General features: G+C 72.5%; 14 protein-coding genes. 3 read left to right on the top strand and 11 right to left on the bottom strand.

The genetic code is table 11. The features are described 5' to 3' along the window. Positions 1-1200: HAD-IC family P-type ATPase (locus E1182_RS04415; RefSeq protein WP_132261335.1), on the bottom strand; the 1200-nt coding region annotated here is incomplete at its 3' end. A gap of 77 nt (positions 1201-1277) precedes the next feature. Here E1182_RS04415 and E1182_RS04410 point away from each other — a divergent pair. Then, a complete protein-coding gene (locus E1182_RS04410) occupies positions 1278-1667 on the top strand; it encodes a metalloregulator ArsR/SmtB family transcription factor (protein ID WP_207913892.1) in 390 nt (129 codons plus the stop codon). 202 nt (positions 1668-1869) lie between these two features. Here the strand turns inward: E1182_RS04410 and rpsN are convergent, their stop codons facing one another. Genes rpsN through rpmB form a run of 3 tightly spaced genes read right to left on the bottom strand, consistent with a single transcriptional unit; the run spans position 1870 to position 2580 of the window. Then, positions 1870-2175 carry a 30S ribosomal protein S14 gene (gene rpsN, locus E1182_RS04405; protein ID WP_132261329.1) on the bottom strand — a complete coding sequence of 102 codons (306 nt, stop codon included), beginning with the start codon at positions 2173-2175 and terminating at the stop codon, positions 1870-1872. A gap of 1 nt (position 2176) precedes the next feature. Beyond that, positions 2177-2344, bottom strand: a complete 168-nt coding sequence (gene rpmG, locus E1182_RS04400) for a 50S ribosomal protein L33 (protein ID WP_013287204.1) — start codon at positions 2342-2344, stop codon at positions 2177-2179. Next, positions 2344-2580 carry a 50S ribosomal protein L28 gene (rpmB, locus tag E1182_RS04395; protein ID WP_132261328.1) on the bottom strand — a complete coding sequence of 79 codons (237 nt, stop codon included), beginning with the start codon at positions 2578-2580 and terminating at the stop codon, positions 2344-2346. Before rpmB ends, rpmG begins: the two co-directional genes overlap by 1 nt. Positions 2581-2659: 79 nt before the next feature. Between rpmB and E1182_RS04390 the strand changes: the two genes are divergently transcribed. Then, positions 2660-3949 (top strand): GTP-binding protein, encoded by a 1290-nt coding sequence (locus E1182_RS04390; protein WP_132261334.1) that lies wholly within the window; start codon positions 2660-2662, stop codon positions 3947-3949. After that, positions 3946-4209, top strand: a complete 264-nt coding sequence (locus E1182_RS04385) for a type B 50S ribosomal protein L31 (protein ID WP_132261327.1) — start codon at positions 3946-3948, stop codon at positions 4207-4209. The genes E1182_RS04390 and E1182_RS04385 overlap by 4 nt, the downstream gene beginning before the upstream one ends. Before the next feature lie 113 nt (positions 4210-4322). Here E1182_RS04385 and E1182_RS04380 read toward each other — a convergent pair whose 3' ends face one another. From E1182_RS04380 to E1182_RS04355, 7 genes are all read right to left on the bottom strand, one after another. Then, complete coding sequence (locus E1182_RS04380; protein ID WP_243706029.1) at positions 4323-5075, bottom strand: class I SAM-dependent methyltransferase; 753 nt, start codon at positions 5073-5075, stop codon at positions 4323-4325. A 1-nt stretch (position 5076) separates the two neighbouring features. Beyond that, complete coding sequence (locus E1182_RS04375) at positions 5077-6321, bottom strand: GTP-binding protein (protein ID WP_132261326.1); 1245 nt, start codon at positions 6319-6321, stop codon at positions 5077-5079. Beyond that, complete coding sequence (rpmF, locus tag E1182_RS04370) at positions 6318-6497, bottom strand: 50S ribosomal protein L32 (protein ID WP_132181545.1); 180 nt, start codon at positions 6495-6497, stop codon at positions 6318-6320. The genes E1182_RS04375 and rpmF overlap by 4 nt, the downstream gene beginning before the upstream one ends. Positions 6498-6625: 128 nt before the next feature. Further along, positions 6626-6766 carry a hypothetical protein gene (locus E1182_RS30865; RefSeq protein WP_165942507.1) on the bottom strand — a complete coding sequence of 47 codons (141 nt, stop codon included), beginning with the start codon at positions 6764-6766 and terminating at the stop codon, positions 6626-6628. Beyond that, positions 6763-7689 carry a hypothetical protein gene (locus tag E1182_RS04365; protein ID WP_132261325.1) on the bottom strand — a complete coding sequence of 309 codons (927 nt, stop codon included), beginning with the start codon at positions 7687-7689 and terminating at the stop codon, positions 6763-6765. Before E1182_RS04365 ends, E1182_RS30865 begins: the two co-directional genes overlap by 4 nt. Positions 7690-7818: 129 nt before the next feature. Further along, positions 7819-8502: a response regulator gene (locus E1182_RS04360; protein ID WP_132261324.1), complete on the bottom strand. Its 684-nt coding sequence runs from the start codon at positions 8500-8502 to the stop codon at positions 7819-7821. After that, positions 8499-11048: a DUF4118 domain-containing protein gene (locus tag E1182_RS04355; RefSeq protein ID WP_132261323.1), complete on the bottom strand. Its 2550-nt coding sequence runs from the start codon at positions 11046-11048 to the stop codon at positions 8499-8501. Before E1182_RS04355 ends, E1182_RS04360 begins: the two co-directional genes overlap by 4 nt. Between the last annotated feature and the right edge of the window lie 15 nt (positions 11049-11063).

The following is an 11063-nucleotide window of genomic DNA, read 5'->3' as shown; positions in this document are numbered from 1 at the left end:
CGTGGGCTCGGAGATCTGTATAAGAGACAGGCGGCGGGCTTCGGCGGTCACGGCCGCGGCGAGTGGGTGCTCGCTGGGTGCCTCCGCCGCGGCGGCCAGGCGCAGCAGCGCGCCCTCGTCGTGGGTGGGGCCGATCGGATGGATGGCGGTGACCACGGGGGTGCCTTCGGTGAGGGTGCCGGTCTTGTCGAAGGCGACGGCGTCGATGTCGGCGAGGCGTTCCATCACGACCGCGGACCTGACCAGTACGCCGTGCCGGCCGGCGAGGGCGATCGCGGACAGCAGCGGCGGCATGGTGGCCAGCACCACCGCGCAGGGGGAGGCCACGATCATGAAGGTCATCGCCCGCAGCAGGGTGGGCTGCAGCGCCGCGCCGAGCATCAGTGGCACGGTGAACAGCGCGAGCGTGGCCACCACGACGCCCATCGAGTAGCGCTGCTCGACCTTCTCGATGAACAGCTGGGTGCGTGCCTTGGTGGCGGAGGCCTGCTCCACCTGGGCGACGATCCGGGCGAGCACCGTCTCTCCGGCGGGGCGGTGCACCCGGGCCAGCAGTGCCCCGGTGCCGTTGACGGTGCCGGCGAAGACCTCGTCGCCGGGCCGCCGGTCCACCGGTAGCGGTTCACCGGTGATGCTCGCCTGGTCGACCTCGCTGGTGCCGTCGACGACGACGGCGTCGGCGCCGATGCGCTCGCCGGGGCGTACCCGGATCAGGTCACCGACGCGCAGCCGTGCCGGATCCACCGTCTCCTCGTTCCCGTCCTGGCCGACCCGGGTGGCCCGGTCCGGGCTGAGGTCGAGCAGCGCGCGGACGGACTCGGCGGTGCGGGCTGTCGCGAACGCCTCCAGCGCCCCGGAGGTGGCGAAGATGACGATCAGCAGCGCTCCGTCGAAGACCTGGCCGATCCCGGCGGCGCCGAGGGCTGCGACGATCATCAGCAGGTCCACGTCCAGGGTGCGCTCGCGCAGTGCGCGCAGGCCGGACAGCGCCGGCTCCCAGCCGCCCGCCAGGTAACAGGCGAGGTACAGCGCCCACCACAGCGGCGCCGGGGCGCCGGCCAGCTGGGCGGCGCCGCCGAGGGCGAACAGCACCAGCGCCGCGGCGGCCCACCGCACTTCGGGCAGGGCCCAGAGGCGGTGGGTGAGGGGCTTGGCCGGTGGTGGGGCCGCCGAGGGAGTGCGCGTGGCTTCCCGGGTCATCGTCACGCCAGCAGCATACCTGCGCATCTTCGCATGCAGTAGATCAGGCAGGGATCCGTGGCCGGTAGAGTGAGAGCGTGCACACGTCGTTGCCGGATTTCCGCATGCCGCACGACGAGCAGGTCCAGCTCGCCGCCGAAGGCTTCCGGCTGCTCGCCGACCCGACCCGCATCAAGATCCTCTGGGCGCTGCTGCAGGGGGAGTCCTCGGTCGCCTGCCTGGCCGAACTGGTTGGTGCGGCACCGACCGCGGTGAGCCAGCACCTGGCGAAGCTGCGTCTCGCCGGGCTGGTACGGGGCCGACGGGAAGGGACCTTCGTCTACTACTCGGCCGCCGACGTGCATGTGCAGCGACTGCTGACCGAGGCACTCTTCCACGCCGACCACCACGACGGCGACACCGCCGGGCACGGCACCGCCGGGCACACCTTCGGCCCGGTCGGCGGCGAGGCAGCCACCGGTCGCTGACCACCCTCCCTGCCGCGTCTCACCACCCCATCCAACGACAACCAGGCCGGCGCGGCACCCGTGCATGCGGGGCCGCGCCGGCCGGATCCGTCCGCCCAGAGATACCCCCCACTCTCGGCGGATTCTGGTAATGGTAACGGCTTTCAGTTACGGCAGGGCGTCGCCCTCCAGCGTCGACGTGAAGCCCCCGGCCGCCGGTAGTTCACCAGGACGCCTTGCGGATGCCGGGGAGTTCGCCGCGCAGCGCCATCTCGCGGAACCGCAGCCGGGACAGCCCGAAGCGGCTCAGCACTCCGCGTGGCCGCCCGTCGACCACGTCGCGGTTGCGCAGCCGTACCGAGCTGGAATCCCGCGGCAGGCGGGCCAGTTGGCGGACGGCGTCGTCCCGGACGGCCGGATCGGTGTCCGGGCGGGCGATGGCCCGCTTCAGTCCGGCGCGGCGCTCGGCGTGCCGGGCGACGAGTTCGGCGCGGCGGGCCTGCCGGTTGCCCAGGCTCCTGCGGGCCATCTCAGCGTGCCTCGCGGAACTCGACGTGCCGGCGTACCACCGGGTCGTACTTGCGCAGCACCAGCCGGTCGGGGTCGTTGCGGCGGTTCTTGCGGGTGACGTACGTGTAGCCGGTGCCGGCGGTGCTGCGCAGCCGCACGATCGGGCGAACGTCGGTCTGGCGGGCCATCAGACCGTCACCCCACGGGCGCGCAGTTCGGCCACGACCTTCTCGATGCCCTTGCGGTCCACGGTCTTCAGCGCCTTGGCGGTCAGGGTCAGCCGGATCCACCGCCGCTCGGAGGGCAGCCAGTAGCGGTGGTTCTGCAGGTTGGGGTTCCACCGGCGGCGGGTGCGCCGGTGGGAGTGGGACACGGCGTTGCCGAAGCTCGGCTTCGCCCCGGTGACGTCACAGCGTCGGGACACGGGTCACTCCTTCACAACGAGCCTTGTGGTCGATCACGTGCCTATAATGACAACCGTTTTCAACTTGGTCGAGAGGACTGTGATGTCGACGTCACCGCTCGCACCGGCCGACGCCGGAGCCCCGGCGGCCGGCACCCGGCCGTCGCTGACCGTGCTCAGCGGCTTCTGGCCGGCCGCCACGTACGCCGTCGCTCGCGCGCTCCTCGCCGCCGACCCGGCACTGCTGCTGGTCCGCCACGATCTCGCCGAGGTCCGCGAGGGCACCGTGCACCGGGTGGTCCGCGACGCCGCCGGGGTGTGGGAGGACGAGCGGATCACCCTGGCGCACGGCTGCGTCTCCTGCACCCTGCGGGAGGACGTGCTGCCCACCCTCGCCCGGCTCGCCCGCGCGCACCCCGGTCGGGACCTGCTGCTGATGCTGCCCGAGGTGGTCGAACCCGAGGCCGTCGCCGCCGCCTGCGCGCACTGCCTCGTCGACGGCACGTCCCTGGCCGACCTGTTGCGGATCGACTCCTACGTCACCGTCGTGGCCGCCGAGCACCTGCTCGACGGCCTCGCCAGCACCGACGAGCTCCGGGCCCTCGGCATCCAGGCCGCCGACAACGACGACCGCGCCCTCGCCGACGTCGTCGTCCGGCAGATCGAGTACGCCGACACGCTGGTCCTCTGGGGAGACTCACCGGAAGGGGCGTACGACACCAGCCGCCTCGCGGTGCTGCTGGAACGGATGACCCCCTGGGCGACCCTGGTGTCCGTCCAGGGCGACCACGTCGACGCCGGGGAACTGACCCGCCAGCTACGCGGCACCGGCCGGCACCGCCCCGAAACCCCCGGCGTGCTGGCCCGCGGCCTGGAGGGCTACTCCCTCGGGGTGCACGAGCCGCACCCGGACTGCGGCGTGGTCTCGGTGGTCTTCCGTGCCCGGCGCCCGTTTCACCCCGGCCGGCTGCACAACGTCCTGGAAGAGGTCAACGCCGAGATCATCCGCTCCCGGGGCCACCTCTGGCTGGCCAGCCAACCCGAGACGGTGGTCGCCTGGGAGTTCGCCGGCGGCGGCCTCGGCCTCGGTTCCCTGGGCCGCTGGCTGGCCGTCCTGCCCGACCAGCACTGGGACCACGTCTCCGACCACCGTCGGCTCGCGGCGGCGCTCGACTGGGACCCCTACTACGGGGACCGCCACCAGCACCTCGCCTTCATCGGCCTGGACCTCGACCCCGCCGACCTGCACCGCACCCTCAGCCGCTGCCTGCTCACCGACGCCGAACTCGCCGACGGCGAGGAGACCTGGCGTACCTACCACGACCCGTTCGCCGGCTGCTTCCCGCTCGCCGGCCTGGACCCGACCGACACCGAAGGAGAACCCACGTGAAGCCCGGCATCCACCCCACCTACCGGCCCGTCGTCTACCGCGACCGCGCCGCCGACTTCGCCTTCCTCACCCGCTCCACCGCCACCAGCGACCAGACCGTCGAGTGGACCGACGGCAAGACGTACCCCGTGATCGACGTGCAGATCTCCTCGGCCAGCCATCCCTTCTGGACCGGCCGGCAGCGCCTGCTCGACACCGAGGGACGGGTGGAGAAGTTCCGCGCCAAGTACGCCCGACGCGGGCCACAGCGCTCACGCTGAGCCGGTTACTCATCGACCGGCCCGGCCCGTGGCCTGCCTCGCCGACACGGGCTGGCCGGTCGATGACCGGTGACCGACCACCACAACGCCGACCGGGCGCGACGAGGAGCCGGTTACCGCCCGTCCCCGGACGCCGGCAGGGCCAGTAGCGCGTGGCCGCCGTCCCGGCGGAGCGTCACGGCGGGACCGAACCCGGCCCGAGACGCCGCCTGCCGGTGCCAGCGGACCGGCGCCACGAACTCCGCGCTGGTCAGCCCGGCCAGGAGGGCGGCCCGTCGGCGCAGCAGTGGCTCCAGGACCGGATGCCCGACGAGCTGACGCCACCAGTCCGTCCACGGATCGCCGGCGCTGTCTCGCCGCTGCTGGGGCGCTTCCGCCGGGCGTGCAGCCGGCTGGTCGTCCGCTACGGGATCGGCCAGCAGGAGCAGTCCGTGCGGACGCAGCACCGTGCGTGCCTCGGCGTACCAGTCCCGGAGTCGCCGCTCCGGCAGGTAGTGCGCGGTCATGATGGCCAGGACCAGGTCGAACGGGCCGCCGGCGAGGGCCGTCCAGCCCGGTGAGCCGAGGTCCGCGGACACGGTGTGGACGCGGCCCGGCAGCGCGGCATCGGCGAGCGCCAGCAGCACCGGGTCGACGTCGAGCACGGTGACCTGCGCGTCGGGCCAACGGGCGAGGACGGCCTCGGCGGTGGTGCCCGGTCCGCCGCCGACATCGAGTACCCGCTGTGGCGGCCGGCCGGTCAGCGCCTGGACCGCGTCCAGCCCGGCCGTCAGGAGGGCGTCCCGGCCGGGCTGGTAGTGGCGCATCATCGCCTCCCAGTCCCGCCGCCATCCGGCCACGTCCTCGGGTACGAGGTGAGTGGACACGTCAGCGCCGACCCGGGACGGCGACCGGTTCGGGGTGCGCGTGCTCGTCACCGTCACCGAAGTCCCATTCCGGGAACGGGTCGGGCAGCGCCCGCCAGCCGTCCTCACCGACGGCGATCTCGGCCTCGGTGAGCAGGCAGTCCTCCAACGCCGCGCGTAGGCCGCCGGCGTCCAGCCCCACTCCGATCAGGACGAGTTCCTGCTGGCGGTCGCCGAAGACCGGATGCCAGCGGGAGGCCAACTCGGCCCGGTCGACGGGATCCTCCGGCCACTCACCGGAGACCGCGACCGGTACGCCGGCCGGGTCGCAGCGCCCGGACGGGCCAGCCTGCGACCAGAGCGCCTGCACGTCCGGGCGGCTGGCCAACCAGAGGAAGCCCTTGGAGCGCAGAACGCCGAACCGGTCCAGCCCGTCGGTGAGCAGATCCCACAGCCGCTGCGGGTGCAACGGCCGGTGATCGCGGAAGACGATGCTGGAGATGCCGTACTCCTCGGTCTCGGGCACGTGCTCGCCGTTGAGTTCGGCCACCCAGCCGGGGGCGGTCTCGGCACGTTCCAGGTCGAAGCGGCCGGTGTGCAGGATCTCCGCCGGCGGCACCCGTCCGTGCACCGTGCGGACCTGCCGGGCCGCCGGGTTGAGCCGGGTCAGCAGCGCCTCCAGCACACCCAACTCCTCCGTGGTGACCAGGTCGGTCTTGTTGACCACCAGTACGTCGGCGAACTCGATCTGGTCGACCAGCAGGTCGGAGATGCTGCGGTCGTCCCCCTCGTACGCGGCCAGTCCGCGCGCCTCGAGCGTCTCGCCCGCCTCGATGCGGGCCAGCAGCCCGGCCGCGTCGACCACCGTCACGGTGGTGTCCAGCCGGGCCAGATCGTCGAGGACCTGCCCGTCCTCGACGCCGAAGGCGAACGTGGCGGCCACCGGCATCGGCTCGGAGATGCCGCTGGACTCGATGAGCAGGTAGTCGAAGCGGCCCAGCCGGGCGAGCCGGGCCACCTCGTCGAGCAGATCGTCGCGCAGCGTGCAGCAGATACAGCCGTTGGTCAACTCGACCAGCCGTTCCTCGGTCCGCGACAGCGCTCCCCCGTCGCGGACCAGCGCCGCGTCGATGTTGACCTCGCTCATGTCGTTGACGATCACCGCGACCCGCAACCCGTCCCGGTTGGCCAGGACGTGGTTGAGCAGGCTGGTCTTGCCGGCGCCGAGAAAGCCGGACAGCACGGTGACCGGCAGCCGGCCGGTCACGGCTGGTCCACCACCTGGCGGCCCTTGTAGAGCCCGCAGTGGGCGCAGGCCCGGTGCGGCACCACCATCTCCTTTCGCGGGCACGGGCAGGGGGTCAACTGCGGCACACTCGCCTTCCACTGCGCCCGCCGGTGCCGGGTGTTCGACCGGGAGGTCTTCCGCTTGGGTACGGCCACGAGAGGTTCTCCTTCGACGACGGACCCACAGACTATCGGAAGTGATTTTCGTTTCCAGCAAGGGCCACCGGCCGGGCGGCAGGAGCAGCGCGCGTACGGGCGGGCCGCCACCCGGCGGCCCGCCCCCGTCAACGGCGGAGGCGCAGCACGACCAGGGCGACGACGTACGCCACCCCGGCTGTCGCGCCGAGTGCGGCGAACGGCTGCCCGTCCTGCCCGCGCGCGACCTCGATGACGAAGCCGACGAGCACGGCGGCGATCAGCGTCATCCCGGCGAAGGTGCTGGCATCGCCGTCGATGCGGTTGATCCGCTCGTCGCGCCGGTCGAGCAGGCCGGCGACGGTCTCGCTCGTCCGGGCGAGGACGGTCGCCGGCTCTTGACCATCAGGAAAGGAGCGTGGATCAGCAGGGCGATCACCTGCCCGAGGGACCCGCCGGCCTCCCGGATGACGTTCAGCAACTGCTCGGAGACGGTGTCCAGGTGGGTCGTCTGCCGCCGGGCCTCCATACGCTGGGCCACCAACCCGTAGTAACCGAACACGCTCGGGAAGAGCCAGTACGGTGCGACCTGCACGAGCCTGGTCTCCGACAGGCTGTCGAACAGGACGGTGTAGATCACCGTGGCGGACCCGAGGCCGAGCACGAGCAGGGCGATGTAGAAGGCGCGCTGCATCCCGTTGACCGGCGCCGACTGTTCCGGCACCGGCTCGTGCGGGCAGCCGCAGCGGGGGCACGCGATCGCCTCGACCGAGATCCGCCACTGGCAGGCCCGACACGGGCGGAACAGGCCCGGCGGGCCGGCGTCGTCCGCGGCGACATCCTGAACCGGTTGTTGGGCGGTGCCGTCCTGCGCCGGTTCCGCGGCGGCGTCCCGCGCCGGTTGGGCGGGGTCATCCGACGCCGGTTCGGCGACGGGCCGGCGACGGATCGGCAGGAGCAACGCGATGCCACCGCCGGCGCCGAGGACGGCGACGGTCAGGAGCCAGTTCCGGGTTCTCTCCGCGCTCTGCTGACGGTCCAAGGTGTATTTCGCGTATTCGGCGAAATCCTCCCGGTCCTTCGGGTCGGCGGCGGAGGCGGCCTCCTCGAGCTGCCACGCCCGGACACCCGCCTCGTGGTTCGCTTCCCTCCAGGCGGTGATCCCGAGCATCAGCAGCGGGAAGCTCAGGGTCAGCAGCACCAGGCCAGACATCCGACGCGACATGGGTCCCCCAGAAGTCGACCCTTGCCAGTCTGTCAGGGAGGTTCCAGCCCGACGCCGCCCGACCGTCCGGTCACGGTGACGTCAATCGGACCGTGCCGCAAGCGATCCTGGGCGGTCTCATGGTCGGTACCGGTAACCCATGCCGGGCTCGGTGATGAGGTGACGGGGGCGGGCGGGGTCGGTTTCGAGCTTGCGGCGCAGTTGCGCCAGGTACTGGCGTAGGTAGTTGGTCTCGTTCTGGTACTCGGGCCCCCAGACATCGCGCAGAAGTTGCCGCTGGGTGATCAGCTTGCCGGGGTTGCGCAGCAGTTGTTCCAGTACGCCCCACTGGGTGGGAGTCAGTTTGACGTCGGCGCCGTCGTCGCGGGTGACGGTGCGGGCGGCGAGGTCGACGGTGTGACGGCCGATTCGCGCCGTCGGCCCGGACACCTCGCCGCCCTGACCGTGGCGACGGGTGACGGCGCGGATGCGGGCCAGGAGTTCGTCGATGCCGAAGGGTTTGGTGACGTAGTCGTCGGCACCGGCGTCGAGCGCCGTCACCTTGTCGTCGCTGCCGGCGCGTCCGGAGAGCACGACGATCGGGACCGTGGTCCAGCCACGCAGCCCTCGGATGACGTCCACGCCGTGCAGGTCCGGCAGGCCGAGGTCGAGCACGACCAGGTCAGGTGGGCGGCTGGCCGCGGTCTTGAGCGCGGCGGTGCCGGTGGCGGCTAGGTCGACGTCGTAACCGCGGGCACGCAGGTTGATGCGCAGGGCCCGCAGGATCTGTGGTTCGTCGTCGACGACGAGGATGCGGGTCATTCCTGCGGGCCCTCCGTCGGCTCGGTCGGCGTGGCGGCGGGCAGCCGCAGGACCATGGTGAGTCCTCCGCCGGGGGTGGTCTCGGGGGTGATGCTGCCGTGCATGGCCTCGACGAGCCCGCGGGACAGGGCGAGACCGAGACCGACACCGGTGGTGTTGTCCCGGTCCCCGAGCCGCTGGAACGGCTGGAAGACGTGTTCCCACTGGTCTTCGGGGATGCCGGGCCCACGGTCGATGACCCGCAGCTCGACCTGGCCGGCGTGCGCGCTGGCGGTGATGGCCGGTGGCTGGTCGGGTGGGCTGTGGCGCAGGGCATTGGCGACCACGTTGACCAGGACCCGCTCCAGTAGGCCCGGGTCGGCGCTGGCGGTGGGCAGGTCGGCGGGGATGTCGGTGGCCACGTGGGCCGCGGCCGGGCCCAGTTCGTCGAGCGCGCGGGGTACGACGTCCTCCAGCCCGAGTGCCACCGGGTGCACGCCGAGGGCACCGGCCTGCAGGCGGCTCATGTCGAGCAGGTTGGCGACGAGCCGACCGAGCCGGTCGAGGGACTCGTCCGCGGTGGCGAGCAGTTCGTGCTGGTCGGCGGTGTCGAACTCGACGTCGTGGCTGCGCAGGCTGGAGATGGCGGCCTTGGCGGAGGCGAGTGGCGTACGCAGGTCGTGGCTGACGGCGGCGAGCAGTGCGGTACGCATCCGGTTGGCTTCGGCGAGGGGCCGCGCGGTGGCGGCTTCCGCGGCGAGGCGTTCCTGGCGCAGCGCCAGGGCGGCCTGGGCGGCGAACGCCTCGACGATGCGCCGGTCGGAGGCGTGCAGCGGACGGCCGGCGAGGACGACGGTGAGCCGATCGTCGACCGGCACCGCGGTCTCTCCCTCGTCCGGGCGGTTCGGTGGTCGCTCGCCCACGGCGGCCACCGCCTGCCAGACGGTGTCACGGCCGAGGTCGGGGCGGCCGGCTACCTCGTCGGCGCTCTCCAGGACACTCACCGCGCGCAGCCCGAACGTCTCCCGCAGCCGGTTCAGCAACGCGGGCAGGGGCCGCTCGCCGCGCAGCACGCTGCCGGCGACGGTGGCGAGGGTCTGGGCGTCGGCGGACGCGCGGGCCGCCTCCCGGGTACGCCGGGCGGCGACGTCGACGACACCGCTGACGGCGATGGCCACGCCGACGAAGACACCCAGGGCGAGCAGATTGTCAGCCTCGGCGATGGTCAGGGTGTGGAAGGGCGGGGTGAAGAACCAGTTGAGCAGGAGTGACCCGCCGAGCGCGGCGAGCAGCGCCGGCCACAGCCCACCGGTCAGGGCGATCCCGACGACGGCGGCGAGAAAGATCAGGATGTCGTTGGTGAGGGTGAGGTCGGGCAGGACCCTGAGCAGCGCGGTCAGGGCGGGCATGCCCAGGATGGTGAGCACGAAGCCGAGCAGCCGGCGCCGCCGGGACAGCGCCGCCGGGACAGGGGACCGCCGGCCCCGCCCGGCCTCCGGATGCGTGACCAGGTGGACGTCGATGGCGCCGGATAGCGCGGTGGTGGTGACGCCGACCCCGCGGGACAGGATCTGGGCGAACCGCCCGCGTCGGCTGGCGCCGAGGACGAGCTGGGTGGCGTTGACGCCGCGGGCGAAGTCGAGCAGCGCGGCGGGGATGTCGGTGCCGAGCACCTGGTGGTAGGTGCCGCCGAGGCTCTCCACCAACAGCCGCTGCCGGGCGAGTTGGGCCGGGTCGGCACCGGCCAGACCGTCGCTGCGGGCCACGTGTACGGCCAGCAGGTCGGCGCCCTTGCTCCGGTCGGCGATACGGGCGGCGCGCCGGATCAGCGTGTCGCCCTCTGGGCCGCCGGTGAGCGCGACGACGACCCGTTCCCGGGTCTCCCAGGTGGCGGATATGCCCTGCTGGGCGCGGTAGGCGTCGAGCTGGTCGTCGACCTTGTCGGCGAGCCAGAGCAGAGCCAGCTCACGCAGGGCGGTGAGGTTGCCGACCCGGAAGTAGTTGCCGAGCGCGGCGTCGATCCTGTCCGGGCGGTAGATGTTGCCGTGGGCCATCCGCCGACGCAGCGCCTCGGGCGTCATGTCGACGAGTTCGACCTGTTCGGCGGCGCGGACGACGGCGTCCGGGACGGTTTCCCGCTGGGTGGTGCCAGTGATCTGGGCGACGACGTCGTTGAGGGACTCCAGGTGCTGGATGTTGACCGTGGTGAGCACGGTGATGCCGGCGTCGAGCAGCTCCTGGACGTCCTGCCAGCGCTTGCCGTTTCGGGAGCCGGGCACGTTGGTGTGGGCCAGCTCGTCGACGACGGCCACCTCGGGCCGCCGGGTGAGCACCGCGTCGAGGTCCATCTCGGTGAACTCGGCGCTCCGGTACGTCATCGTCTTCCGGGGCACCTGCTCCAGATCGCCGATCATCGCCGCCGTGTGGGGGCGGCCGTGGGTCTCGACGAAGGCGATCGCCACGTCGGTGCCCCGTCCGGCCCGCCGGTGAGCCTCCTCGAGCATCGCGTAGGTCTTGCCGACGCCGGGTGCGGCGCCGAGATAGATGCGCAGCTCTCCCCGCGCCACCCGCGTCCTCTCCTC

Source organism: Micromonospora sp. KC721 (genome assembly GCF_004348355.1).
Classification (GTDB): Bacteria; Actinomycetota; Actinomycetes; order Mycobacteriales; family Micromonosporaceae; genus Micromonospora.
The sequence above is the reverse complement of the archived record's forward strand: the minus strand, read 5'-3'. Positions and strand labels throughout refer to the sequence as shown.